We start from the raw sequence: 26,107 nt of genomic DNA on the forward strand, positions 1-26,107 counted from the left end.
CGGTTTGCGCCACCCTCATCGCCAGCTCAACCGTGTTCAGGCCCTCCAGACCCAAAGCCACAGCAAGACAGTGACACGATTCATTCAACGCCGCTGGCTCCACCTGAGCGCCATCCTGCTTGCGTGCATCACAGCGTTGTCGTTACATCCCCTCAACACGCTTCCCGAGGTTCCAGGTTCCGATAAAACCCATCATTTCGTTGCCTACGCAGCGCTCGCCTTTCCAACCGCACTGCGCAAACCCAGGCGATGGCCGCTGATCATCTTCGGTTTTGCGCTCTACAGCGGCCTCATCGAACTGATCCAGCCCCATGTGAATCGCTATGGAGAGTGGGAAGATTTTCTAGCCAATGCCTGCGGACTTTTGCTTGGAGTTGGGTTGGCCTTTTGCATCAACAGGCTGGAGAGACATCACAGCATCCCTTAACTCCGTCCATCGATGATAGGGATGAAAACACCTTGCCTTGAAGGAGCCCTCTGCCGGGTGATGCCGGCCACGCGCATCACCCGGCAGAGGTGAAGCGCATGCTCAGATCCAGCCAAGAGCTGCGCGTCATCGGCGCACTCGTGGAGATCAGATCAATCCCAGTGGCCGCATAGGCGGCGAGCGCAGATGGCTGGATCCCAGAGGCCTCCAGCACCACCGGTGCAGCCCCCCTACGGCGGGTCGCGTGGTCCCGAAGTCGCGGCACCAACGCCACCAGCTCCTCCGGGCTGAATTCATCCAGCAGCACCCCATCGGCTCCGGCCTGCACCGCCGCGATCGCTTCCAAGTCAGTTTCCGCCTCCACGATCACACGGGCAGGCCAGGGGGCCTGAGAGCGAACCGCGAGGATCGCAGCGGTGACCCCACCCGCCCAGGCCAGGTGGTTTTCCTTCAACATCGCCGCATCATCTAAACCCATGCGGTGGTTCACTCCACCACCACAACGCACGGCATATTTCTCCAGCTCCCTCAGCCCTGGGGTGGTTTTACGCGTATCAGCGAGTGCTACACCAGTGCCTTCCAATTGGGCCACAAGAGCGGCCGTTGCCGTGGCAATCCCCGACAGCCGCATCGCCAGATTCAGGGCCGTGCGTTCCATCGCCACCAACTGGTCCGCCGGCCCCCTGAGCTCCAGCAATCGCTGCCCAGCCTCGATGGGCGTGCCGTCATGCACGAGCACACGCGATTCGAGCCCCGGTGCTGAAGGCCCCAGCAATTCCTGGAGCAAGGGCTCCACCAACACGCCGCCACAGAACATCCCGTCCGCCTTGGCCTGCCACTGAGCTTCCCCCTCTCGCCCGCGCAGGGCGGTAGCGGAGAGATCGCCGCGACCGAGATCCTCCTGCAACCACTCCCCCAACTGCCGGCGAAGCCGTGGTGTGATCGAGAGATCTGCTCGTGCCAAGGCTCATAAAACAGTGACTGCTTCCATGATGAACTTCAGCTCCCTGCCCGAATCGCACGCCGTGCCCCCGAAGCGCAGCACTTGCGGCAGGGATGACGACTCTTGGAACCGGGTCAGACATGGGTGGATCCACGCGGATTCCCTGTGCCTTCAATGGCCTCTACGGATTCAAGCCTCCCTATGGACGGAACGCACCGCCTCCGGCTTCAACCTTCATGTTGCCTGCAACGGAAGGGCCGATGGCCCGAACATTCGAAGGAATGGTGCGTTTGCAAAACGTGCTCAGCGGCCCAGCTCCATACACTCCAACTGCCCTGAGACCCAAGTTGGAGCTTCCCCTTCGTTACCCCTCGATCAAGGGCATGCGGATTGCCTTCAGCATGAATCAAAGCTGGGCCGAAATCGATGCCGATACGCAGGCGAACACCCGTGAGGCATTACGGGTATTTGAGCGACAGGGAGCTGTGATTGAGGAGGTTGACCTGAATCTCGGCGTGGACGGCCCCGGATTGGAAACCGCCCTCACCAATGCCCTGCTCAGCGGTGGATTCGGAGCAGATCTACAGCAGCTCAACACCTACAGCGACCAGCTGACCAGCTATGGCCGTTACTTCTCCGAGATTGCCGCGACAGCTCGTGGCAGCGCCGAAGCCAAGCAAGCAGAAGACATGATCAATGCGCTCTACAAACGGATTCAGGATGCTGTTTTCCTGAATGGGTACAGCGCTGTGCTGATGCCGACACTGGCTACCAGCGATGTCGCAGCCGACTTCGACCCAACGAAGGACACCATCAGCATCAATGGACAACCCGTGGAGCCCAACGTGGGCTGGGTCCTCACAGCTCTTTGGAATCTCCTGAATTGGAACCCGGTCGTCTCCATCCCCACGGGTCTCAATCGCAATCAAATGCCAACGGGTCTTCAGATCTGCACAACCACCTATGACGACGCAACCGCGATGCGGATTGCTTCGGCCTTTGCCTCCGAAGCACCCGCCCTCTTCACAGGCGACCAGTTCCCTGAATTCCTGAACCAATCTGCAGTCATGTGAATGCGACCAACCACAAGGACACACGTGCAGCGGCTGTCATGTCCTGAGAGGAGCTCTTACGGCGCTCAGGGTTCAAAGCTGGTTCCCAGCAGATCGAGCTGGCAGCTGAATCCTGGCTTCAGGCCGAAAGCCACTGCAACGACACCCTGCGCTGGCGTGGTCCGTCTAGCTCAACAAGCATCACCTCTTGATACTGCCCCAACTGCAACTCTCCATTGCTGACATTCACGGTGACCTCATTGCCAAGCATCAGAGCTTGTAGATGAGCATGGGCATTGCGCGGTTCATCATCAGGAATGCCCTGCCTCAGTTCCAGGTCGTCATGCTTCCAGTCAGCTCCTGGGGGGACCTGCTGGCTCAACCACCGCTGCAGATCCATCAGCAGCCGTTCCTCCATTTCATTGATGATCACAGCCGTGGTGGTGTGCTGACCTGACACCACCACGGCACCATCCTGTCCACCATGCACCTGAACGAAGCGACGGAGCTCGGTGGTGAGGGATAAGCATTGAAAAGGAGCCTCGGTGCGGAGGCTCAGGAACTGATGGGTCAAGGAAATTTTGCAAGGCCCTGAATCCACTTTGAAAGGAAATCCGCCGAAAGCAAGGAGCTGGTCATCGCGATCGTGGCGTTAAGAGCGCAGAGGCGCCGATGAAGACAAAGCATGATGATGACGCCAGTCTCAGCTGACCATGCGGTTCAAGGTACAGCGCCTCATCGGACCATGGTGGCCAGGCGACCTGGATGGGTTTCTAGCCCTGGGGCTCAACAACCTGATCCAAATTTTGCTGATCATCAGCCTCTGCCGAAGTGTGCTCGGCTATCCGAATGCATTGTTATTCGGACAAATCTTGCCTGCCGCCGGCGTGAGCCTTCTGGTGGGGAACCTCGCCTACACACGACTGGCCAGGCAACTGGACGCCGATGAGCAACGGGACAACTGCACCGCCATGCCCTACGGCATCAACACCGTCAGTTTGTTTGCCTACATCTTTCTCGTGATGCTTCCAGTGAAGCTGGCAGCACTCAATGGTGGGATGACAGAGGCTGAGGCCATCAGCCGTTCTTGGCATGCGGGAATGGTGGCCTGCATGGGATCCGGCCTGATCGAAATCGCAGGAGCCTTCAGTGCCGACCGCTTAAGACGCTGGCTCCCGCGAGCCGCCCTGCTCTCCACCCTTGCCGGGATCGCCCTCGGTTACATCGCACTGGGCTTCCTGCTGCGGACCTATGCCCACCCTCTGGTCGGACTCACGAGCCTGGCTGTGATCGTTCTCGGTTATTACGCCAAGGTGCGCTGGCCGTTGCCCACAGGCCTGATGGCGGTTCTTCTGGGCATGGTTCTCGCCTGGACTAGCGGCTTGATCGCTCCCAGTCCAGGCGCTTGGCAGGACAGCATCCGCACCATCGGCTGGCATCCACCAACCCTTCAGCTGCAGATTCTTTGGGACAACCGAGCCGACCTCTTCCCCTGGCTTGGGGTGATCGTGCCGATGGGGCTTTTCAATGTGATCGGATCCCTGCAAAACCTTGAAAGCGCAGAAGCCGCGGGTGATCGCTACGCCACCCGCACCTGCCTGCTAATAGACGGTGTTGGGACACTCGCAGCGGCAGCACTCGGCTCCTGCTTCCCCACCACCATCTACATCGGCCATTCAGGTTTTAAGGAGATTGGGGCCCGCTCGGGCTATTCCTGGCTGAACGGTGTCGTGATGTCGGCAGCGTGCTTCTTTGGCTTGTTTGAGTTGCTCGCGCTCTTGATTCCGATCGATGCCGGCATGGCGATCGTGCTGTACATCGGGATTGCGATGACCGCTCAGGCCTTTCAGGCCACACCCTCACGCCATGCACCCGCCGTGGTGCTCGGACTTCTGCCTGGCCTGGCTGGATGGGGCGCCCAATTGCTGAAAGCTGGTTTACGCGCAGGCGGTCTGGGCACTGCAGAACGACCTTTCAACCAAGAGATGGTTCAGCAGCTCTCCAGGGGAGATGTCTGGGCGGCAGGTGCGTTTGCGCTGGAGCAAGGACAAATCATCACAGCCATGCTGCTTGCCGCTTTGCTGGTGTTTGCCATTGAAGGCCAGTTCCTCGCCGCCGCAAGCTGCAGTGGATGCGCGGCCGTATTCGCTTGGTTTGGCGTGATTCATGCCTGGCAATTTTCCACCGGTGACACCGTTGTGCACTTGGGTTGGGGAACGGGTCAGCCCTGGGCCATCGCCTATGCGGGGATCACCGTGTTGGTGTTGATCGCCCGACGCTTACCCAAACAGCAGCAAGGGAACTGATCACTTGCCGATGCAGAAGCGAGAAAAGATCCGATCCAACACCGATTCCGTGAGTTGCTCACCGGTGATCTCACCCAGGCTGCGAATCGCCTGACGCAAGTCAATCGTCCAAAAATCCCAAGGAAGGCCATCGGCCGCCACCTGCTCACTGCGGGCCAGGGCCTCAGCCGCAGTGGACGCCAGATCGGACTGACGCTGATTCAAGGCCAAGAGCAAGGGCTGCTCGCTCAAGCCTCCACAACGCTCCAACACCGCACGGACGAGATCCTCCTGCCCCTCTCCAGTGACGGCGCTGAAGCGCACATCGGCAACCGATAGGGAAACCGACGAGGAAAGAGGCCCAGCAACGCAATCAGCCTTGAGAGGAAGGTCGGCTTTGTTACCCACCCGTATGCAGGGAACTCCCTCAGGGATCAGGGCAAACAAGGCCTGATCGTCATCCGACCACCCCTGGGCGAGATCAAACAACAGCAGCACCAGGTCGGCACTGGCCAGGGCATCGCGGCTGCGGGCAATCCCCAACTGTTCCACGGCATCATGGGTGGCCCTGATCCCTGCAGTGTCGAGCAGGGTGATCGGTACACCATCCATCACGATCTCACTTTCCAGCAAATCTCTTGTGGTGCCTGGCCAGTCGGTCACGATCGCCCGCTCCCGACGACTTAACAGGTTGAGCATGGAGCTCTTCCCCACGTTGGGCCGGCCCACCAGCGCCACCCTCAATCCATGGCGCACAACTGATCCCCGCTCGCCATCAGCCACCAGCGTGTTCAACTCCATCCGCACAGCCTGCAACTCCTGCAGAAGCGCCTCACCATCCAAAGGGGGAAGATCCTCTTCAAAGTCCACACGGGCCTCCAACTCACTGAGCTGATCGAGCAAGCGCTCCCGCAGGACCACCATTTTTTTCTGGATCCCGCCATCAAGACCCGCCATCGCCAGCTGCGCTGCCCGCTGGCTGCGCGCTCCCACCAGATCACCAATCGCCTCCGCCCGGGTGAGATCAAGACGGCCATTCAGCACAGCCCGCTGGCTGAATTCACCGGGCAGGGCCCGTCGCACTCCTGGCTGCTCCAAAACGCGCGCCAGCACCTGCTGCACAGCGATCACCCCGCCGTGACAGTGAATTTCGACCACGTCCTCCCCGGTGAAACTGCGCGGCGCCAACATCACGAGCACCAGCACCTCATCGAGCCGTTCCACACCACCGGCAGCCACCACATGGCCATACAAAATCCGGTGGCTCTCCCACAGCTGTTGACCAGGAATCACCGTGATCGCAGCAGCGGCGCGCACAGCACTGGGACCCGACAAGCGAATCACGGCGATGCCCCCCTGCCCCGGTGCCACAGCCGTAGCGATCGCGGCGATCGAAAGTGCCTGATCTGGCCCAATCCCAGACATTCCCCGATCCCTGCCGCCATCACGCACTCCTTCCTACGATCCCGAAGCTTCCACAGCCGCACGATCGGCAAGCAGTTTCGATGAAGCGGTTGCGGAACAAATTTCAGCGACGCTTAAACCGATGGCTGCAGTGGATCTGGCGGCAGGAGGGAACGGCAGGCCAACGCGCCCGCGGACTAGCCGCAGGGGTGTTTTGTGGCTGCTTTCCCTTTTTTGGATTTCAAACCCTGCTGGGAATTGGCTTGGCAAGCCTGGTACGCGGCAACCATCTGCTGGCCGCCGCAGGCACCTGGATCAGCAATCCATTCACCTATGTGCCGCTGTTTTGGTTCAACTACCGCCTAGGGGCCATGATCCTCGGGGAAGGCGCTGGCTGGCCGGGGCTCAACAATCTCAATCAAGAGCTGCTCGCCACGGCGGGGTGGGATGTGATGAGCCGGCTTTTGCTTGGCTCCAGCCTGACTGGAACAGTGTTTGGTGGCCTGAGCTGGTGGCTCACCCTTCATTGCCTGCAACCCAAAAGAACTGGCAACCGCAACCCTCATCGTCGCGAGCGCGTCCAAAGGTAACCCCCTTCCGTGCGCTCTCAGGCCTTCATCACAGAGGCAATCCACGTTCCAAGAGGCAGCCAATCATCTTCTTGATCAATCGGCTCCCAAAGCGATTCGATCACGGGGCGGGTGGGTGTCTGGCTCAAGTTCCAGCGCCTCAAGCGTTCCGACACCGAGGCTTCTGGCTCAGATGCTGCTCGTGCCGCTCCTCGTGCCTCGCTGGCCTGGGTCTGCCACCACCAGGCATCGCGCCAGGCTTGCCACACCTCCCTGCTAGGTGCTTCTCCATCGCTCAAGACAACAGGCAAGCCGTCAGGCTCTTGGGGCAAACCAGCGGATTGAATCGTCGAAGCGAGACCAGCAAAAAAGTCTCCATAAGCAACGGGCCAGCTCGCGATTAGATCCAGCGTTGCGCTCACCAGGCGATCATCACTGTCCACCTCAGGATTGGGGGTCAATCCCAATCGCCTCAGCAAACAGAAGCGAAAGTGATTTTGATAGGTGCTTGCATACTGCTCAAGCGACTGCTCCATCGGCGACCGAGCGAGCAACATCGCCAAAGGGTTTTGGAGAAGCTGCAAATTCTTTCGGCAGATCGCTGGCTGGCGTCCATAGGAATACAGCCCGGTCTGATCGAAATAGGCCGCCGTAAAACTCGGATCCCAGCGATCTAAAAATGCAAACGGTCCGTAATCAAAGCTTTCACCAACGAGTGACATGTTGTCGGTATTGAGCACGCCATGCACAAACCCTGCTGCCATCCACTCAGCGGCCAAGCGAGCTACCCGCTCCACCAACTCTCCATAGAAGGCGAGAAGCTGATGCTCCAAAGCCGGGCGATCGCCATCAGGGGCTGGATGGGCTGCCGCCACATCGGGGTAATACTCCGCCACCACATGGCGGAGCAAGCGCTCCAACCCCTGGGGGTCACGCAAATAAAGCAGCCGTTCACAGCTCCCGAAACGCAGATGGGTCCGTGCCATCCGAACCATCACCGCACTCCGCGTCGGCGATGGTTCGTCACCACGCCAAAGGTCCTCACCGGTTTCGATCAACGACAACGTACGGCTCGTGGTCACACCAAGACGATGCAACGCCTCGGAGGCGATCACTTCACGCACCCCTCCTTTCAAGGTGAGGCGTCCATCCCCACCACGACTCCAAGGGGTGGTGCCACTCCCCTTGCTGCCGAGGTCTTGAAGCAAACCGGTTCGATCGCGCAGTTGGCCATAGAGAAAGCCGCGGCCATCTCCAAGCTGGGGGTTGTAGGTGCCGAACTGGTAGCCGTGATAGCGCAGAGCAAGCAGGGGCACACGCTCTTCAAAACGGCCATAGGCTCCCTCGAAGTCTGGATCCGACACAGCCTCTGGCTCCAACCCCAGCTGACGCAACAGGGCGTTGTTGCGAAAGCGCAACTGCGTTCTCGGGAACACCGCCGCCTCCACCACATCCCAATACGACTCACCCAAACCCTCGATGGAGGGTTCGAACGGCAGGGACAACAGAGGATTGCTCAACTCTGGCCAGTTCGGGCGATGTCGATCACATCGGCCATCGAGCGGATCTGGTCCATCGTGCGCTGCAGCTGCGCTGAACTCCCAAGCTCCACCATCAAATCGATCCGAGCCGGCTTGCCGTAGGCCGTTCTCACCTGCGCATCACTGACATTGATCGAACCATCGGACAAACGCATCAGGATGTCCTTCAAAATGCCAACGCGATCAATCACCTCAATGCGCAATTGAGCAGGGAATCTCGATCCCGCTTCTTGTAGCGATGGATTCCAACGAACCGGTAAGCGACGTTCCGTCGGGATCGCTTCCAGGTTGGCGCAGTCTTGACGATGGATGGTGATGCCGTGATTACCAAGGGCCACAGCACCCAGGATCGGCTCTCCTGGCAGCGGACTACAACAACCACCAAGGCGATGATCCAAGCCCTCCACCCCAAGGATGGCCGCCGCTCCCGCAGACGGCACCTCACGATGGGGCGTGTGCTCGGACTGCTTGAGCAGTTGCTTGGCAACCTCCTCATTGCTCAGGGGGGCCTCCACCGCAGCCGTTTGCAGGCGAATTTCTTCGCGCAAACGATTGAGCACCTGATGCAGCGTTAACGCCCCAAAGCCCAGACCAGCCAGCAGATCTTCCGTGGTTTGCAGGTTGCAACGCTCAGCCACCCTGCGCATCGCTTCACTGCCCAGCAAGGCATCAAAACCACTGCGTCCCAGCTCGCGCTCAAGCAACGCTTTGCCGCGATCGATCGTCTCATCACGATGGCTACGTTTGTACCACTGACGAATACGATTTCGTGCGGTTGGCGTGGCTACAAAATTGAGCCAATCCAAACTTGGATGGGCACTTTTTGTGGTGAGAATATCAATGAAGTCACCATTTTGAAGCGGGGTCGACAAGGGCACCAGCCGATCATTAATTCTCACGCCATGGCAATGATTTCCCACCTCGGAGTGAATGCGAAAGGCAAAGTCAACGGCCGTTGATCCCTTACGAAGCCCCACCACATCGCCCTTCGGCGTAAACACAAACACTTCCTCGTCGAAGAGGTCTTCCTTGATCGACGCGAGGTAGTCGTTGTGATCATCCGAGCCCCCCTCCTGCTGCCAATCCACCAGCTGACGCAGCCAGTTGAAACGCTCGGTATCCCCTCCGGTGGCCGGGGATCCACCCTCTTTGTATTTCCAATGTGCGGCAATGCCAAATTCCGAGACTTGATGCATTTCCCAGGTTCGGATCTGCACCTCGATCGGACGATGCCGACCAATCACAGCGGTGTGAAGGGATTGATAACCATTGGGCTTCGGCAGCCCGATGTAGTCCTTGAACCGGCCAGGGATCGGCCTGAACGTGTCGTGAACAACGGCGAGGGCGCGATAACAGCTCTCAACATTCGGCGCAAGGATCCTCAACGCCGCCACGTCGTAAATCTCGTGAAACTCCTTTTGCTGGCGCTGCATCTTTGTCCAGATGCCATAGAGATGTTTCGGACGACCACTCACCTCACAGTTGTCGAGGCCCACGGCAGCCAAGCGACCGCAGAGCAACTGAACCGTGACCGAGAGGCGATCCTCCCGCTCACTGCGCTTGGTTGAAACCTCCTGCTGCATTTCACGGAAGGCCTCAGGCTCCAGCAACTTGAAGGAGAGATCCTCCAGTTCCCATTTGAAGCGTCCAATCCCCAAGCGATTGGCCAGCGGGGCATAGATCTCACGCGTTTCCCTGGCGATGCGCTGCCGTTTCTCCTCTTTGAGCGCCCCAAGCGTGCGCATGTTGTGCAAACGGTCCGCCAGCTTCACCAACACCACCCGGATGTCACTGGCCATAGCCAAAAACATCTTGCGCAGATTCTCGGCTTGCGCCTCCGTGCGATTGGTGAAATGCAGGCCGCCCAGTTTGGTAACGCCCTCCACCAACTCACGCACCTCCGGTCCAAAATGGCTTTCGAGCTGATCGGGGGTGACATCGGTATCTTCCACCACGTCATGGAGGAAGCCCACTGCAATCACGCTGGCACTGGCACCGATGTCTCGCAAAAGATCCGCGACGGCCACCGGGTGGACGATGTAAGGGTCACCGCTGGCGCGGAACTGCCCCTCGTGCAGTTGAAACGCAAAATCAAAGGCAGCCGCTAAGAGGGCCTCTGGATCGGTTGGACAACTGTGTCCGATTCCAGGAGGAACGTGCGTCAAACATTGCTTCAACCACTCGGGAAGCTCGATGCCGTAGTCATCCGGCGAGCGAGCGGGACGTTCACGCAATGCCGTTAAACCGCAGGCCGCAGGAGTCGATCCAGACTGAGTCTGGGAGGGATCCGGTGCAGAGGTTGCGTTGAGCATCCGACCCGACGGGTGCATCCATGGTATGTAGGCATGAGGCACCGTGCTTTCTTTCATGCCCAACGCGCCAGGAACGGTTCTGTCGCTGAATCAGTTGCGTCTGCGCTACCCGGGAAGTCCGTCCTGGACGCTGGATGGATTGGATCTCAGCCTGCAATCGGGAGATCGCTTGGCACTCGTTGGTCCGTCTGGATGTGGGAAGAGCACCGTGGCAAGAGCGGCCTTGCAACTGCTGCCTCCGGGGAGCTGCTGCGAAGGAGATCTCCTACTGAATGGTCAAGATCCACGCCAACTGAGTCGGCCCGCCCTGCGCGCCCTGCGCGGGGAAGCGGTGGGCCTGGTGTTTCAAGACCCGATGACGCGGCTCAATCCATTGATGACCGTGGGCGGCCACCTCCTGGACACCTTGGCCGCTCACCGGCCAGGCATGGGGCATCACGAGCGGAAAGACCGCGCAGAAAGCTTGCTGGAACAGGTAGGCATCGGGGCCGAGCGCTTTCAGGCCTACCCCCACGAATTCAGTGGTGGCATGCGCCAGCGTTTAGCCATCGCCCTGGCCATTGCCCTGGCACCACCGCTGGTGATCGCCGACGAACCCACCACCAGCCTGGATGTGGCAGTGGCGGGGCAGGTGATGGCGGTGCTGCGCAATCTCTGCGAAGAGCTGGGCAGCGCCCTGCTGCTCATCACCCATGACTTGGCCATGGCCAACCGCTGGTGCGAAGACATGGCGGTGTTGGATGGGGGCCGTCTTGTGGAACAAAACAGCAGCGATCAGGTGCTGACCCATCCCCAATCCGAGATCGCCAAGCGGCTTGTTAGCGCCGCCAGGGCCAGAGAGGGAGGCGATACGCCGGAAACACCTGACGGCACCCCCGTCCTGCAGGTGGAAGGCTTGCGCTGTTGGCACAACCTCGGCGGACCGCCCTGGTCTCCCAACTGGCTGAAAGCGGTGGATGGCGTGAGCTTCAGCTTGCAATCCGGAGAATCACTGGGAGTGGTCGGCGGCTCTGGCTGCGGGAAAAGCACCCTGTGCCGGGCCTTGATGGGACTCACGCCCATTCGCGGGGGCGACGTTTGGCTGCAAAACCAGAACCTGCTGCAACTGCGCGGCAGCGCTGAACGCCAAGCACGACGCACCATTCAGATGGTGTTTCAAGACCCGCTGGCCTGTCTGAATCCAGCCCTCAGCGTTGCCGACGCCATCGCAGACCCCCTGCTGATCCATGGACTCGCCTCACGGGCAGCCGCTCGAGAACGGGCAAGGGAGCTCCTGGAGCTGGTGGGACTATCACCAGCGGATCATTTTCAAAATCGACTGCCCAAGCAACTCTCTGGTGGCCAGCAGCAACGCGTCGCCATTGCACGCGCCCTGGCCTTAGACCCGCAGGTGCTGATCTGCGACGAAAGCGTGAGCATGCTCGATGCGGAGATCCAAGCCGAAGTCCTGGCACTGCTCAGAGGTCTGCAGCATGACCTCGGCCTGGCGATGCTTTTTGTGACCCATGACCTCTCGGTGGCGAGCGGCTTCTGCCACCGCGTGATCGTGCTCGATCACGGGCATGTGGTGGAAGAAGGCCCCGGAGATCGGTTGCTCCATCAACCGCAAGCGGCCATTACCCGCACCTTGGTGGAAGCCTGTCCACTGCTGCCAACCAGCACCCCATGAGCAGCGGCCAGCATCCTCTCAGTGATGCCAAAAGGGTCTTACGCATCAAGGCACTCGTCCATGACATCGACGTCGTGGTGTGCATGTACCCATACACCTTCATGTTCCAGCAGCTGGCCAAGGTGATTGGGATGGACAGCGCGAAAAGCAGACATTTTCTTTCAGCAAGACACGAGGCCCTGAGCGTTCTCAAGCAAGCCCAGGCTCCCCATCTGGTTTTGATCTCTGATCAGCTGAATGATGGATCTGGACTCGATCTCCTCCGAGACATCAAACGCTTGGATCCTGATCATCGCTGCATCGTGGTGCTCAACCAAAACAGCGTGAACGCCCAACGCCTGGCTCGACAGCTCCATGCGGACGCCTGCATTGATGAAAACAGCCTCCAAGAACGCACGGGTGCGCTGATCAAAGCGCTTGAGGCGGTTCAACAAGGCAAGACCTACACGGATCCAAGACTTCAAGACCTCAAGCCGTCCGTCCACCCCGCTGATGGCCAGCCACTCTCGGAGCGCCAGCAGGAAATTTTGCACTGGGTGGCAGAAGGCCTCAGCAATCGTGAAATTGGCCTCCAACTCAACATCACGCCCAACACCGTTCGCGATCACCTGAGTGAAGTGATGCGACGCCTTGAAGTCTCCAATCGGGCCAGCGCTGTCTCAACAGCCTTCCGTCTGGGTTTGCTGCCTTAAACCAAATAATGGGGAACAAAACCATCCATTTGCAGGATGGTCATTCCGATCGAATCGGACGGGAATGGGGAAGCACAACCACCCATCTCTGCCCTGAAAACATTCAGACACAGGTTCTGCTTTAGGAGTCAGAACTTGGTTGGAATTCAGAGCTGAGATGACATCGTTCCCCCATATCGAGAACCATGCCATCCACACATTCCCTGCGAGCCTCCATCAGCGGTGATCGCTGGTGGGGAGGCTTCACAGCTGAGATAACGCTTACCAACACATCCACACAAGATCTTTCGAGCTGGAGCTACAGCTTTGATAGCCCCCACCTCATCAACACCGCTCCTTGGGGAGCCGAGATCAGTGCTGTTCTTCTCGACAACGGCCTCACCCGCTACACCCTGACGGGAAAAGACTGGGGAGAAAAGATTCCAGCTGGAGAGTCGATCACCATTGGATTCAATGGAACCCAAGGCACAGATCTAGGCAATGAAGGGGAACTGTCTGCGGCCATGCTCTTCGGCTCAGATAGCGCGGAAGCCGTGATATCTCAGGTAAGTGAAGTGAGCTCTGAGAGTTCTGCCACGACGACTAATCCAGGGCTTGAACCAGTTCTTGAAACACCTCCGATGACGTCACCGATGGAGTCAACCATGGCGTCACCGATGTCGGAGCACGGCATGGGAGATCACGAGATGCCCCATGGTTCCAGTTCTGGGGATTACATCGACATCAGCACCTGGGGTTCGTTTCATGGCTCCAATCACAACTCCGAGCACAACGAACTCGTCGGTGGGCGAACAGCGATCACGACAGAAGCGATGGTTGCCTACAACGGCTTGCGTGCCTTTGCGGGCCTGGATGTTGTTGAGATTGAGGCGGTTGGTGAGTGGGCATTCGCCCAGGGTCTGACGAACAACTCCCAGGCTTGGGGTGATGACACCAAAGGGGTTGGACTTTGGTTTGCCATGCAGGGAGCCAAGGTGGGCTGGATCGCCGATGCGTCTTACGACCCGCAAATTCTGGCCGACATTCAACGCACGGCCCGGTTGGGCAGCAGTGGCGACGTCATGCAGATGGTTGAACAGTTTGGCCATGAAGGATTTGCCACTTATCTAACAACCAATCAACTCGAAGAACATTTCATCAATACCCTCAAGATGGAGCCGCATTATGGCGGCTGGATGCATGCCAGAACCCATGGCTTTCTTAGCATCGAAGGGGTGGCTATTGCCCACGATATTCATCATTTAACAGTTTTGGGATGGGATCAAAACGAACCCTTTATGAATGACACCTTTGACTGGCCTCAGTGGCCGGCCCTCGATGTCAGCGACAACACTGTGATCAACTATTACCAAGGCATTGTTGAGCTGGGAGATCCACTCTCAGAGAACCTAAACAATCTTTCTGGAACCACACCACTGATTGTCTCAACCGATTCAAATTCTTCCCTTAACCCCTCACCCTCTGATCCCGGAACTGTGCAACCGGATCCTCTCACTGGCTCTCCCCTGGAGATTCAGGTGAGTGGTGATCTTTGGGAGGGTGGCTTCACCGCCTCACTGAACGTGACCAATCAAAGCAATCAATCAACCGACGATTGGGGGGTGAGTTTCATCAGCACGCATCAATTTTACGGAGAATCTTGGGGGGTTGATGTCTCTACGCAAGAGCTTGGAGACGGCCTTTACCGCTACGAGCTCACAGGGGCTGATTGGGCGCAATCGCTCGCCGCTGGGCAAAGCATGACGGTGGGGTTCAATGCGTTGAGCGGAGAGGACCTCAGCGGGGATTCGTCTCTCACATCCGAACTGCTGATGGCCCCTGGCACAGAGCTCGCGCTCCTTTAAGTGGTCCTCTAATTGCTCCTTCTCCGCAGCACGTTCAACAGTTTCTCCATCACAGGAGGCGTTGGGGCTTCAAACAACATCCGCTCTTTCGTAATCGGATGATCGAGGCCCAACTGGAAGGCATGCAGGGCTTGCCCAGGAAGCTCCACCGGCAGTTTCCTGCAACGGCTATAGGTGATATCTCCCACCACGGGATGATTGATGTGGGCGCAATGCACGCGGATCTGGTGCGTGCGTCCCGTATCGAGCTTGAAGCGCAACAGGGAGTAATCGCCAAGCCGCTCTTGGAGGGTCCAGTGCGTGCGGGCGTAGCGACCGCTTTCATCACTCACCACCGCATATTTTTTGCGATCCACAGGATGACGGCCAATCGCTCCAAGGATCGTTCCCGACTCTCCATGTGGCACCCCATGCACCACAGCCAAGTACTCGCGGGAAGCAATCCTTTGTTGGATCTGCGCCTGCAGACGCACCAACGCCTCCTGGGATTTCGCCACCACGATGCAGCCCGTTGTGTCTTTATCGAGGCGATGGACCACCCCAGGCCGTAATTTGCCGCTGATTCCCGGCAAGTCCTGGCAGTGATGCAGGAGACCATTCACCAGGGTTCCATCCTTATTCCCAGGAGCCGGGTGCACCGTGAGTCCAGCCGGCTTGTTGATCACAATCAAGTGCTCGTCTTCAAACAGCACATCGAGCTCCATCGGCTCGGGCTTGAGGTAGGGAAGCGGCTCTGGCGGTGGCATCCAGAGCTGCACTTGATCTCCGTTGCGCAAGGGGGTTTTGGCCTTCCCCGTCTTGCCATTCACGCGCACGTAACCGGCATCAATGAACTTTTGAATCCGAGACCGACTTTGCTCAGACCGCTGACTCACGAGCCAGCGGTCCAAACGCATCGGAAGTGGTTTGGAATACGTAAGGGTGACGAGTTCTCCTTCCCCCTCTCCGAATCCATCCGTGAACACTTCCTCAGGCAAAGGGGGGCGCTCAAACCCTTGGCCCTGTCCGCTCAAGACTCCCCCTGTTCCGGTAATTCCAAAGAGATCGAACCCAACAGCGAACGTCGGAAATCATCCAGCAAACGCTGTGCCATTCGTGCCGTATCCCCAGAGGTATGGCGTTCGGCTGTGGCCTCCAGCCAAAACGCTGGATCAGCGGTCTGCCCAGACACCGGAGTGCCATACCTCTGTTCAAGGACGGACAGCACAACCCCGGAAGCCTCCCGTCCCTGCGCATCAATCAAGATTCTCAAGAACGCCTGAGCCACCAACTCGCCGTCATAGGCCGCTTGGCCGATGTCATCACAGAGGGCAAGATGCAGCGCCGCCCGTTGATCATCCAAACGAGGTGGCAAGACGCCAGGAGCATCGAGCAAATCCAAGTCTTGACCAAGCCGCACCCAGCGCAAGGTGCGCGTCACACCGGCCCGGCGGGCACTCGCTACCACCTTTTTCTTGACCAGCCGATTGATCAAGGCCGACTTGCCCACATTGGGAAAGCCGAGGGTGAGGGCGCGCACCGCCCGCGGGCGCATCCCCCGAGTCTTCCGCCTCTCATTGAGCTGATGTCCAGCCCGAATTGCCGCCTGCTGCACCAGCTTCACCCCGGTACCGGCCTTGGCATCACACCAAACCGTGCGCTGCCCCTGCACCTTGAACCACTGATCCCAGGCCTCCCATGCCGCAGTCGTGACCATGTCGCGTCGATTGATCACCAGCAAATGCTGCTTCCCTTTCAACCAACGGTCGAGATGGGGGTGTCCGGTGGCAAGAGGGATACGGGCATCACGCACCTCAATCACCAAATCCACCTTGTCGAGGTTGCGCTTGAGCTGCTGTTCCGCCTTAGCAATGTGCCCTGGATACCACTGAATTGGAGGTGTTTTCACGGCACCACCAAAACTGGACAAGGCGCGAGCTGAATCACACGCGCTGCCGTGCTGCCGCTCTCGGCTTCAAGATTCACGCCGCGGGTGCCCATCACAATCACATCCACATTCAACTCGTCTGCCACGTCGCAAATCACAAACGCTGGCATCCCCTCACGCTCCACCACCTCACAGGGCACCCCAACCTGCTCAAAGCGGGCTTTGGTTTCGGCCAATAGCGTTGCCACCACTGCATGGTCATGCATCTCAGGGCGCTCGGACTGAACCACGGACAACAGGATCAGCCGGCTGTTGTGACTGCGTGCCAAGTCCAGAGCTTTGCTCGCCGCTTCCAGAGCTTCTCGGCTGTGATCAACGGGAAATAAGACGGTTTCGAACATTGGGCCAGCTCCGGTAGTACCCCTCTTTTGCAGTGCTAGCGCGTAATCGGGTTAATCTCGCCCCGATTTCACACCTCACGACATAACCACATGGCGAAGCGTTCCCTGGCAAAACTGAATACCGGCGACTTGAGCGGAAAACGCGTTCTCGTGCGGGTCGACTTCAACGTGCCTCTGAACGACGCCGGTGCCATCACAGACGACACCCGCATTCGTGCAGCACTGCCAACCATCAACGACCTGATCAGCAAAGGCGCGAAGGTAATCCTCGCGGCACACTTCGGCCGCCCCAAGGGTCAGGTCAACGACGCGATGCGCCTCACCCCAGTAGCGGCACGCCTTAGCGAGCTGCTCAGCAAGCCTGTGACCAAGACCGACAGCTGCATCGGACCTGATGCGGAAGCCAAGGTGGGCGCCATGGGCAACGGCGACGTGGTGTTGCTCGAGAACGTGCGCTTCTTCTCAGAAGAAGAAAAGAACGATCCCGCCTTCGCTGAGAAGCTCGCCGGCCTCGCCGACGTTTATGTGAACGACGCCTTTGGTGCTGCTCACCGCGCCCATGCCTCCACACAAGGCGTGACCAAGTTCCTCAAGCCATCGGTGGCTGGCTTCTTGATGGAGAAGGAACTTCAGTACCTCCAGGGTGCCGTGGATGAGCCCAAGCGTCCTTTGGCCGCCATCGTTGGTGGCTCCAAGGTGAGCAGCAAGATCGGCGTCCTTGAAGCCTTGATCGACAAGTGCGACAAGGTGCTGATCGGCGGCGGCATGATTTTCACCTTCTACAAAGCACGCGGTCTGGCTGTCGGCAAGAGCCTCGTTGAAGAAGACAAGCTGGAACTGGCCAAGGAATTGGAAGCCAAAGCCAAGGCCAAAGGCGTTGAGCTGCTGCTTCCCACCGATGTGTTGCTTGCCGACAACTTCGCTCCTGATGCCAACAGCCAAGTGGCAGACGTCACAGCGATTCCCGACGGCTGGATGGGCCTCGACATCGGCCCTGATGCCATCAAGGTGTTCCAAGCTGCCCTAGCTGATTGCAAAACCGTGATCTGGAATGGCCCGATGGGCGTCTTCGAGTTCGACAAGTTCGCGGCTGGAACGAATGCCATTGCCACAACCCTGGCTGAACTCAGCGGGAAAGGCTGCTGCACGATCATTGGCGGTGGCGATTCCGTTGCTGCCGTTGAGAAAGCAGGCCTGGCCGAAAAGATGTCTCACATCTCCACCGGTGGTGGCGCCAGCCTCGAGCTGCTGGAAGGCAAGGTGCTTCCCGGCGTCGCCGCACTGGACGACGCCGCTTGATTCAAACCACTACACCAATCAGCTGATCGATCAGCTGAATTCAGGGCCGTTCCAATTGGAGCGGCCTTTTTTTTGTAATCTTCGCCGCTCTGGCATAGGAGGAAGTCCCAGTCGCTGCCGTTCAGCCGTCATGGCAGCGCGTGCCTCCTCAAATAATTCACGTCGGCCTTGGCGTTGCTCCTGCTGACACACCCGAAAGGCATCGATGGTGTTGGCCGATTGAATACATCGTTGCTTGGCTGCCAACAAAGCCTTTTGCTGATCAAAACTGCTCAACTCCCAGCGGCGCCGTGCCTCAAAAAGCTGCTGCTTTTGCGCATCCGTAAGTGTTAATCGAGCCGCGCGCGACTTCATTGGAGACTCAGCCCATCCCGTAGCGGGGTGGAGAGCGGCGGCGGCAAACGCGGCACAAGGGATGACCAGATACCGCTTCCAATGCTTAGGCGTAACCATGGGAATCATTCACACAACGCATTCATCCTGAAAGCAAGATTCCGTCAAAGTCTGACCAAAATGGGCCTCAAGCATGACCGGATCTAACCAGGACGCTTGATCATGCCGCTCCACTGCGATGCGCGGATGCGATGCCTGGATGCGATGCCTGGAAAAATGAATCAGCTGTCGACCAACCATGCGCCTATGAATTCGCCTGCTGCGGTGGCCATGGTGGGGCTCGGCGCTCTGGGGTTACCCATGGCGATCAACCTGCGCGAAGCCGGCTACAGGCTTCATGTGCACACCCGCAGCCGCATCGCAGAGAGCGATCCAAGCCTGCAAGCAGGTGACTCCTCAGCAGCGGCTGTCTGCTGTGCCTCCCCCGCCGCAGCCGCCGGCGGCTGCCAAGCCCTATTGCTCTGCGTCAGCGATGACGCCGCCGTGGAAGCGGTGCTATGGGGAGAGCACGGAGCAGGCTTTGCCCTCGCACCAGGAAGCTTGGTGATCGATTGCTCCACGATCGCGCCAGCCACAGCGGAAGCGATGGCGAAACGGCTCGCGGAACGCAACGTGCACTACATCGATGCGCCTGTCACCGGAGGAACGGAAGGCGCCAAAGCCGGCAACCTCACCGTGCTCTGTGGTGGCGAAGCCATGGCACTGGAGCAGGCCAGGCCGCTCTTGGAGGTGATCGGTGGCTCGATTCATCACTTCGGGCCCGTTGGCAGCGGCCAACAGGTCAAAGCGGTGAACCAGGTGCTGGTGGCCGGCAGCTATGCCGCTGTGGCAGAAGCCATCGCCCTGGGGCAACATCTCCAGCTGCCCATGCACCAGGTGGTGACCGCCCTGCAGCACGGAGCCGCGGGGTCATGGGCCCTGCAACATCGTTCAGCCGCGATGCTTGCGGATCACTACCCGCTCGGCTTCAAGCTCGCACTCCATCACAAAGATCTCAAGATCGCGCTGGAGGCCGCCAAGGAGCAGCAGTTGGAACTCCCCATCACGCAACGCGTCCTGGAACAAGAGTCGGAACTCATGCAACAGGGGCTCGGAAACGCCGATGTGTCCGCGCTAAGGCGTTGCTACCCAGCTGATCCCCATTAAGGCTGGAGCTGGCGTTTGTCATCGACAACGCGCACCTGCTTGCTGACGCTCACCACACCCTCTGGGTGCACCAACAACGCTGCCCACGTTTGGATGCCGGGTTGCAATGGAGCTTGCACTGACTTAAATAAGCCGCCCCCGCCGAGAGGCTTAAGCTGGATATCTGGACTTTCTTGCCCCAACACCTGCTCAGGGGTGAGGGCGATCAAACCACCCGCCAACAGTGCATCACCCAAGGGCTTGTCCACCACAACATCAACGTCATAGCGACTGCCGGTGAGCACACTGTCGGGAATGAGCAAGCTGATCGGCAGAGACTCCTTGGCAGTGGTCATGACCGATTGATCGCTCAGAATTTCCTGATTCGTAATCAAGCCGCTGTCCGTGGTCACCGCGAGATGCTGATTCGCATAAAAGGAAAAACTCAAGCCATCCTGCTGGCGTCTCCCGCTGACGGCAATCCGCATGGTCGAGCGACCATCTGAGGTGGCAGTGCCGGGCCTCACCGACCAATTCAGCTGAGGGAAACGGCTGCTGAACAGGCGATAACGCTCCTCCAGGCCAGCGAATTGCTCCGGCGTAAACAGAGACTTCAACGCGGCAACATTTCCCTCTGACTGATTGAGGGCGGTTTCCAACCGCTCACTCAAATCAAACGGAGCTTGGGTCACAGCCCGCCCGGACAAGGGGAGTGCCAGAGCGGAGCCAAGCAGAAATGACACCAACGAGGCACGGAGAGCCCGAGACATGAAAGACAACCCCTGAGTGCCTTTAAGTTAAGTCGCTCTTTCTCATCCTGCTCGTCCTCATGCCTCGGCTTCTAGTTGCTGCCAGCGGCACCGGAGGGCACTTGTTTCCGGCCCTTGCCGTTGCGGATGCCCTGCCGGAGCCATGGAGCGTGCGTTGGGTGGGCGTTCCCGACCGCCTGGAAACAAGCCTGGTCCCAGGCCGCTACCCCCTCACCACCGTCAAAGCCGGTGGATTGCAAGGTCGAGGACTGCGCAAACTGATCCAACTGATCCAATTGCTGGCCGCCAGCGGCGGCATCCGCCGCCTGATCCAACGGGAAGGCATTGATGCGGTCTTCACCACAGGCGGATACATCGCTGCACCAGCCATTTTGGCAGCGCGATGGTGCGGGATCCCCGTGGTGCTTCACGAATCCAATGCCATTCCCGGCCGGGTCACACGCTTGCTGGGACGCTTTTGCACCCGCGTTGCCGTGGGGCTTGAAGCGGCCGCACCACGCATCCCTGGCTGCCGAGCGGTGGTGACCGGCACCCCGGTTCGGGCTGCTTTTCTCCAGCAACACTCCCTACCGGAGTGGGTGCCTCAGGGCGACGGCCCCCTGCTTTTGGTGATTGGCGGCAGCCAAGGCGCTCTGGGGCTGAATCGGATGACGCGCGTGATTTTTCCCTCCCTGCTCAATGGCGGCTGCCGCATCGTGCATCTCACCGGCAGCCATGACCCCGACGTGGGTTGCATCGCACACCCCTTGCTGGTGGAGCGACGGTTCAGTGATGAGATTCCGGCCCTGCTCCAACACGCCGACCTCGCCATCAGCAGAGCCGGTGCAGGCAGCTTGAGCGAACTTGCCGTGAGCGGAACACCCACCGTGCTGGTGCCCTTCCCCCAAGCCGCCGATCGCCATCAAGACGCCAACGCTGTGTGTGCAGCCGCCATCGCCGCTGCCGTGATCGTGCATCAACACGACCCGAGCGAGACGACTCTTCGCGACACGGTTTGGCGCCTGCTCGGATCCAAACTGCAGGGAGGCGATTCAGGCGCTAATCCACTGCCCGAGATGGGGCAGGCCATGCGGGAACTTGGCGTGGAGGATGCGGATCAGAAGCTGGTGGCCCTGCTCCAAGCCCTGTTGGCCTGAGCACGCTGGAGCGCGCGAAGGATGCGTTGATTGCCTCGCCGATCTTGCAAGCCAATCCGCAGCCAACACTCCCCCAGACATTGGAAGGATCGGCAATCCCGGAGCAAAACGCCCTGTTGCGCAAGCTGCTCGCGCAGCTCCAGCAAGGACTGCTCTCCTTGAATCAACAGATAGTTGGCAGCTGAGGGGTAAGGCTTGACTCCAGGAATGGCATCGAGTTGTGCCCGAAACCACGTGCCTTCCTGTTGCACCCACTGCTGAACGCGGCCTTGCCAACGCTGCAAGCCAACTGGGTCGTTCATCACAGCCACTCCAGCCGCAATCGCCAAGCCATTCACCGGCCAGGGATCTCTCCATCCATGCCATCGCTGCAGACGATCGGGTGCCGCCACGGCATAGCCAAGACGCAAACCCGCAATCGCAAACAATTTCGTGAGACTGCGGATCACCACAAGATTGGGGTGGTCTGCCACCAAGGGCAGTAACGACTGATCTTCCCCCCCTGGCACCAGGGGCAGGAAGGCCTCATCACAGATCACCAGCTCGTATTGAGCCAGCAAGGGTTCCAACGAAGCACGGCTCCAAAGCTGACCGGTGGGGTTGTGAGGATTGGTGATCCAGATGACATCGCTCGCCTCGCTTAAGGCAGCCAACGGGAAGGGTTGCGGCCAACCATCGCCCCACTCCAAAGGCAAAGGCTGCTGCTTTATCGCGCCACCCCAGCAGGCCAAAGCGCGGGAATAGTCGGCAAATCCAGGCTGTGGCAGAACACTGAGCCCAGCGGCGGTGGCATCACGAGCCGCCCAGGTGAACAATTCCGCGGCCCCATTCCCTCCCAGCACCTGCTCAGGATCCAGCCCATGCCATGAGGCGATCGCCGAGCGCAAATCAGCCTGAGAGCGGTCGGGATAATCACGCAGGGCCTGACCCTGAATGGCAGAGGCGAGAGCCCTACGCAGAGCGCGAGGGGGACGAAATGGCACCAAGGAAGCGCTGGCATCCAGCAGCTGGGAGGGCTGCATCCCCAGCCGCTGGGCTTCCTGGCTGAGATTGCCTCCATGGGGAGGAAGGCGGTTACTCACGCCGGCTGGTGCTGGATTCACCCATCCTGCCCCGACTCCTCTCGGAGCCAAGGTCGACGTAGACCAAGAAGGCCGATACAACGCAGTACAACCAAGCAAGTTCACGTGTTGAACCCGTCCCGCTGGATGCCCTTGCTGGGTTTATGGCTGATCGCCATCCCTGTGCATGCCGAGAACATGGACGATCTCATCAAAGTGCTCGAGGACGGTGAGTGCCGCAACTGCCGTCTGGCCGATGCCGACCTTGTGCATGCCGATCTACGCGATGCCGACCTAAGGGACGCGCGCTTGCAGCGAGCCAATCTCGGCGAAGCCCAATTGGATGGGGCTGACTTGAGCGGGGCCAATCTCAGCTTCACCAGCTTGCGCGGGGCTTCCCTCCGTGGCGCCAATCTCGAAGGCAGCGTCTTGCATGGCACCGACCTGCGCGATGCCGATCTCAGTGGTGCCCGGCTGAGTCCAAACGCTTTGGAGGAAGCCCACTGGCAGGGCGCAACAGGAATCAACCGAGCGATGCAGAGCCATGCCGCTCTGCACAACGCCGGGGTGGAAGCCTCGCAATCTGGCCGTTGGTCTGAGGCTGAACAGCTGTTCAGTGCAGCGATCCTGCGCACCCCAGAGGAGCCCCTGAGCTGGGTGGCACGAGGGATCAGCCGCAGCGAACAGGCCAAAGACCAGCTCGCGGAGCAGGACTTCCGTTACGCCGCCGTCTTGTATGAACAACAAGGGGCCGATGCCTGGGCCAACCAGCTCTACAACGCTGCCGATTCAATCAGCACGCGCCGGTTCGAACCAACAGAGCAAAAAGCTGGCAACGGTCTCGGCAATCAGCTTCTGGAAGGAACCATCAATGGGTTCAAGATGCTTGCCCCATTGGCAGCCAAGGCACTGATTCCACTGGGGTTAGGCCTTTGACATTGGGGAGAAGCAATGATTCAACTTCCCCCTAAAAACTGCTCATCACTTGCCTGGCTGCAGGAAGACTTGGCCTGTAACCGTAACCAAAGCGACCTCCCTGCTCGTCATTGATGATTCGAGGGGTCACGAGAATCACTAATTCGTTCTTCGTTCGATCTCCAGAGGAATTACGGAAAAACTGTCCAATCAACGGCAAGTCACCAAGAATTGGCCATTTTCTGACTGCTTGAACATCAGAATCCGAAATAACTCCAGTCAAGATCAACGTTTGGCCATCACGAACCCGCACCGTACCAGTATCAAGAGACCGCTTGTTAATTGTAGTAATATCACCACAATTTCCTCCAGTTTGAATACCAACAGCAGCCGAGATTTCCGGAGACAACGAAAAAGAAACGAATCCGTTGTCATCAATTTTTTCAACACGGGCGCCAAAAGTAAGTCCCGCATTATCTAAATTAGGAGAACAGAATAAATTCCCCTGTTCATCTTTCAACAGGTCAAAGCTAGTAACAAGCTCAGTGCCAACCCTGACCAAAGCCTCGTTGCTATTTTCTCGACCAATCTTGCCATCATTTGAAATTGGGGCATCATCAGTTCCAGAAGTTTTACTAGAACCCTCTTGCAGGATCAGAGTTGGATTAGCAAGAATCTTGGCCGAAGAAGAGGTAATTTGCGCTCTTAGAAAATCAAAAAATTGGTTCTGAGGATACTGGAACAGGGTAGGAGATTCATATGTAAGCTTTCCATCATCATCAATTTCATTAACACCTGGCTGCAAAGGATTTCGCTCCGTACCAAATTTTGGTCGTGCCGGAAACCCGCGCACTCCAAGTACATCAGAATTAGATCCGGGCAAAGGGAAGGACCCTTTAGGTTCATCTACAAATACACCTGCATCATTAACAGATCCGGTTCCCGTTACAGGAGTGGTACGCTCTAATCCTGTATAAGTACTAGGCAATCCACCGGCGTCGCTTCCTGGCGGTTTATAAGCTCCAAAGTTGGCCAGCAATTGCCCATCATTATTGACTATAAAAGTATTACCAGTTCGAAACGCAAAACTGTTATCAATTTCAGAGTCGTTTTCAAGGCTGATATCAAGGATTTGCACGGTCAAAGCCACTTGCCTCTGGCGCAGATCAATCTGCTTCAGGTAACTTTCCCCAATCGCAACAAGCCTGGAATCCCCCACCAAAGTGATCGTCTGTAGACGCGAATCGGTGGTTCCAGTTAATCCTCGCAAAGGGCCGATTGATGCTCCATAGGTTTCAACATTACTGAGTGTTGTTGTACTGGCCGTGGAGTTAGCCGTATTATTGGCTGGGGTCCCTGTTGAAGCTGTTTCCTGTGACGTTAATCGCGTCGTGATCACCTTGCTGATTGAAGCACCCAGGCTTGCCAAATAATCTGCTGCCGATGTCGCACTTGCCTGATTGAGCCTGTAGATCTTTGACACCTGCGGCCCAAAGGTCTTGGCAGACACCGCAGTTCCCACCAACAAAGTCCGCCCGTCGAGCTTGCCCTGATACCCAGAGGCCAGTAACACCCCATTCAAGGCTCTGGCATAACTCTCACGGTGGAAGGACATGGAAACGGTCCGCACATTGCCAGCGGCACTGGGGGCAGACCCCGAATCAGACTCATCAGCCACATAGACAAAGCCATAACCACCCAACCTTGCCAAAGCCATCAAGGCATCTTTAGCTGGAGCATTGTTGAGTGTGAGTGTCACCGGCGGCCCGCTCACATTCACAAAGCTACGGTTCTGCAGCACCATCGTCCCCACTGCCATATCGCCTAAAGGAGGCGCAACGGCGCGCGGGCGCAGAGGGGGGGCGTACTGCGTTTGAGGCACACGCCCCGGCGTGTTCAGGTTGAGGCGTCCCGTCTGAAGCGTGGGAGCTGCCCCCAACCCGGAAAAGGTGAGGATCAGATTGCGGCCATCCGCGCTGACCAGCGGATCCTGCAAAGGCCTTCCAGCCACTGGCTTCAGTTTGAGTTCATAGGTGCTGCCGCTACCGACCAACGTGGCGGACTCAATCCCAACGGCACGGTCGGAGAGGCGGACCTGACCATTGCGCACCCCGGGCTCGCCTTGTGTCTGCAAACGCCCCTCCCAAACGGAGCCGTTCAGGCGCTGCTGCAGAACGGGCTGATCTCCAACTCCTTCAATGACAAGTTCCACGCCTTCATTGCCGCGGCGCAAGCGCAAGTTCATGGAGCCCTGGCTTTGAGCCCTGATCACCCCAGCACCTCCGAGCCCGAACACCACATCACACTCAGCGAGTGCAAGGCTGCCAATCAACGCCAATGGAATCAGCCGGGAGGGTCTCGAGGGCATGCCCACGCCTGATTCACAAACACTATGGGCGGAT

At 58.6% G+C, this 26,107-nt stretch carries 23 protein-coding genes and 1 pseudogene; 12 read left to right on the forward strand and 12 right to left on the reverse strand.

From position 1 onward, the window contains the following. The first annotated feature begins 4 nt into the window (after window positions 1-4). Complete coding sequence (locus tag SynROS8604_RS14430) at window positions 5-427, forward strand: VanZ family protein (protein ID WP_255445092.1); 423 nt, start codon at window positions 5-7, stop codon at window positions 425-427. A 76-nt stretch (window positions 428-503) separates the two neighbouring features. Here SynROS8604_RS14430 and nadC read toward each other — a convergent pair whose 3' ends face one another. Then, window positions 504-1,391 carry a carboxylating nicotinate-nucleotide diphosphorylase gene (nadC, locus tag SynROS8604_RS14435; RefSeq protein ID WP_186544502.1) on the reverse strand — a complete coding sequence of 296 codons (888 nt, stop codon included), beginning with the start codon at window positions 1,389-1,391 and terminating at the stop codon, window positions 504-506. An 83-nt stretch (window positions 1,392-1,474) separates the two neighbouring features. On the opposite strand from nadC, the pseudogene SynROS8604_RS14440 reads away from it, so the two are divergent. Then, window positions 1,475-2,443: pseudogene (locus tag SynROS8604_RS14440) on the forward strand (amidase family protein); the annotation flags it as partial. 118 nt (window positions 2,444-2,561) lie between these two features. Here SynROS8604_RS14440 and SynROS8604_RS14445 read toward each other — a convergent pair. Beyond that, entirely contained in the window at window positions 2,562-2,996 is a 435-nt protein-coding gene (locus SynROS8604_RS14445) for a secondary thiamine-phosphate synthase enzyme YjbQ (RefSeq protein WP_186544504.1), read from the reverse strand. Between the two features lie 139 nt (window positions 2,997-3,135). Between SynROS8604_RS14445 and SynROS8604_RS14450 the strand changes: the two genes are divergently transcribed. Then, on the forward strand, window positions 3,136-4,728 hold the full coding sequence (locus SynROS8604_RS14450) for an NCS2 family permease (protein ID WP_186544505.1): 1,593 nt from the start codon (window positions 3,136-3,138) through the stop codon (window positions 4,726-4,728). Here SynROS8604_RS14450 and mnmE read toward each other — a convergent pair whose 3' ends face one another. Continuing rightward, window positions 4,729-6,132: a tRNA uridine-5-carboxymethylaminomethyl(34) synthesis GTPase MnmE gene (mnmE, locus tag SynROS8604_RS14455; protein ID WP_186544506.1), complete on the reverse strand. Its 1,404-nt coding sequence runs from the start codon at window positions 6,130-6,132 to the stop codon at window positions 4,729-4,731. A gap of 80 nt (window positions 6,133-6,212) precedes the next feature. On the opposite strand from mnmE, the gene SynROS8604_RS14460 reads away from it, so the two are divergent. Next, a complete protein-coding gene (locus SynROS8604_RS14460) occupies window positions 6,213-6,701 on the forward strand; it encodes a DUF2062 domain-containing protein (RefSeq protein WP_186544507.1) in 489 nt (162 codons plus the stop codon). Between the two features lie 17 nt (window positions 6,702-6,718). On the opposite strand, the gene SynROS8604_RS14465 is transcribed toward SynROS8604_RS14460, so the two are convergent. Both SynROS8604_RS14465 and SynROS8604_RS14470 read right to left on the reverse strand, forming a co-directional pair. After that, window positions 6,719-8,185 (reverse strand): YdiU family protein, encoded by a 1,467-nt coding sequence (locus tag SynROS8604_RS14465; protein ID WP_255445093.1) that lies wholly within the window; start codon window positions 8,183-8,185, stop codon window positions 6,719-6,721. A gap of 11 nt (window positions 8,186-8,196) precedes the next feature. Continuing rightward, window positions 8,197-10,533, reverse strand: a complete 2,337-nt coding sequence (locus SynROS8604_RS14470; protein WP_186546027.1) for a bifunctional (p)ppGpp synthetase/guanosine-3',5'-bis(diphosphate) 3'-pyrophosphohydrolase — start codon at window positions 10,531-10,533, stop codon at window positions 8,197-8,199. 55 nt (window positions 10,534-10,588) lie between these two features. Here SynROS8604_RS14470 and SynROS8604_RS14475 point away from each other — a divergent pair, with 55 nt between their 5' ends. The 3 genes from SynROS8604_RS14475 to SynROS8604_RS14485 all read left to right on the forward strand — a co-directional run bounded on the left by SynROS8604_RS14475 (window position 10,589) and on the right by SynROS8604_RS14485 (window position 14,738). Next, window positions 10,589-12,202 carry an ABC transporter ATP-binding protein gene (locus SynROS8604_RS14475; RefSeq protein ID WP_186544509.1) on the forward strand — a complete coding sequence of 538 codons (1,614 nt, stop codon included), beginning with the start codon at window positions 10,589-10,591 and terminating at the stop codon, window positions 12,200-12,202. Then, on the forward strand, window positions 12,199-12,894 hold the full coding sequence (locus SynROS8604_RS14480; protein ID WP_186544510.1) for a response regulator transcription factor: 696 nt from the start codon (window positions 12,199-12,201) through the stop codon (window positions 12,892-12,894). The genes SynROS8604_RS14475 and SynROS8604_RS14480 overlap by 4 nt, the downstream gene beginning before the upstream one ends. A gap of 185 nt (window positions 12,895-13,079) precedes the next feature. Next, the gene (locus SynROS8604_RS14485; RefSeq protein ID WP_186544511.1) at window positions 13,080-14,738 is read left to right on the forward strand and encodes a cellulose binding domain-containing protein; all 1,659 of its coding nucleotides are present in this window, start codon (window positions 13,080-13,082) and stop codon (window positions 14,736-14,738) included. An 8-nt stretch (window positions 14,739-14,746) separates the two neighbouring features. On the opposite strand, the gene SynROS8604_RS14490 is transcribed toward SynROS8604_RS14485, so the two are convergent. From SynROS8604_RS14490 to SynROS8604_RS14500, 3 genes are read right to left on the reverse strand one after another with little or no spacing between them, the layout of a single operon-like run. Continuing rightward, window positions 14,747-15,751, reverse strand: coding sequence for an RluA family pseudouridine synthase (locus SynROS8604_RS14490; protein WP_186544512.1), 1,005 nt, complete (start codon window positions 15,749-15,751; stop codon window positions 14,747-14,749). Further along, window positions 15,748-16,626, reverse strand: a complete 879-nt coding sequence (gene ylqF, locus SynROS8604_RS14495) for a ribosome biogenesis GTPase YlqF (protein ID WP_186546029.1) — start codon at window positions 16,624-16,626, stop codon at window positions 15,748-15,750. The genes SynROS8604_RS14490 and ylqF overlap by 4 nt, the downstream gene beginning before the upstream one ends. After that, window positions 16,623-17,006, reverse strand: coding sequence for a universal stress protein (locus SynROS8604_RS14500; RefSeq protein WP_186544513.1), 384 nt, complete (start codon window positions 17,004-17,006; stop codon window positions 16,623-16,625). Before SynROS8604_RS14500 ends, ylqF begins: the two co-directional genes overlap by 4 nt. 90 nt (window positions 17,007-17,096) lie before the next feature. Between SynROS8604_RS14500 and pgk the strand changes: the two genes are divergently transcribed. Beyond that, a complete protein-coding gene (pgk, locus tag SynROS8604_RS14505; RefSeq protein ID WP_186544514.1) occupies window positions 17,097-18,305 on the forward strand; it encodes a phosphoglycerate kinase in 1,209 nt (402 codons plus the stop codon). 30 nt (window positions 18,306-18,335) lie between these two features. Here pgk and SynROS8604_RS14510 read toward each other — a convergent pair whose 3' ends face one another. Beyond that, the gene (locus SynROS8604_RS14510) at window positions 18,336-18,758 is read right to left on the reverse strand and encodes a hypothetical protein (protein WP_186544515.1); all 423 of its coding nucleotides are present in this window, start codon (window positions 18,756-18,758) and stop codon (window positions 18,336-18,338) included. Window positions 18,759-18,944: 186 nt separating this feature from the next. Between SynROS8604_RS14510 and SynROS8604_RS14515 the strand changes: the two genes are divergently transcribed. Further along, complete coding sequence (locus tag SynROS8604_RS14515) at window positions 18,945-19,844, forward strand: NAD(P)-dependent oxidoreductase (RefSeq protein ID WP_370586592.1); 900 nt, start codon at window positions 18,945-18,947, stop codon at window positions 19,842-19,844. Here the strand turns inward: SynROS8604_RS14515 and SynROS8604_RS14520 are convergent. Continuing rightward, a complete protein-coding gene (locus SynROS8604_RS14520) occupies window positions 19,841-20,593 on the reverse strand; it encodes a hypothetical protein (protein ID WP_186544516.1) in 753 nt (250 codons plus the stop codon). The two genes, SynROS8604_RS14515 and SynROS8604_RS14520, sit on opposite strands and share 4 nt — an antisense overlap. Before the next feature lie 59 nt (window positions 20,594-20,652). On the opposite strand from SynROS8604_RS14520, the gene SynROS8604_RS14525 reads away from it, so the two are divergent. Next, window positions 20,653-21,729 carry a glycosyltransferase gene (locus SynROS8604_RS14525; RefSeq protein ID WP_186544517.1) on the forward strand — a complete coding sequence of 359 codons (1,077 nt, stop codon included), beginning with the start codon at window positions 20,653-20,655 and terminating at the stop codon, window positions 21,727-21,729. On the opposite strand, the gene SynROS8604_RS14530 is transcribed toward SynROS8604_RS14525, so the two are convergent. Then, window positions 21,690-22,811, reverse strand: a complete 1,122-nt coding sequence (locus SynROS8604_RS14530; RefSeq protein WP_186546033.1) for a histidinol-phosphate transaminase — start codon at window positions 22,809-22,811, stop codon at window positions 21,690-21,692. The genes SynROS8604_RS14525 and SynROS8604_RS14530 overlap by 40 nt on opposite strands. A 108-nt stretch (window positions 22,812-22,919) precedes the next feature. On the opposite strand from SynROS8604_RS14530, the gene SynROS8604_RS14535 reads away from it, so the two are divergent. Next, window positions 22,920-23,726: a pentapeptide repeat-containing protein gene (locus SynROS8604_RS14535; RefSeq protein ID WP_370586524.1), complete on the forward strand. Its 807-nt coding sequence runs from the start codon at window positions 22,920-22,922 to the stop codon at window positions 23,724-23,726. A 31-nt stretch (window positions 23,727-23,757) separates the two neighbouring features. Here SynROS8604_RS14535 and SynROS8604_RS14540 read toward each other — a convergent pair whose 3' ends face one another. Further along, window positions 23,758-25,524: a type II secretion system protein GspD gene (locus SynROS8604_RS14540; protein WP_370586525.1), complete on the reverse strand. Its 1,767-nt coding sequence runs from the start codon at window positions 25,522-25,524 to the stop codon at window positions 23,758-23,760. Window positions 25,525-25,578: 54 nt separating this feature from the next. Between SynROS8604_RS14540 and SynROS8604_RS16290 the strand changes: the two genes are divergently transcribed. Next, a complete protein-coding gene (locus SynROS8604_RS16290) occupies window positions 25,579-26,085 on the forward strand; it encodes a hypothetical protein (protein ID WP_370586526.1) in 507 nt (168 codons plus the stop codon). Window positions 26,086-26,107 lie beyond the last annotated feature (22 nt).

Source organism: Synechococcus sp. ROS8604 (assembly GCF_014279655.1).
Classification (GTDB): Bacteria; Cyanobacteriota; Cyanobacteriia; order PCC-6307; family Cyanobiaceae; genus Synechococcus_C.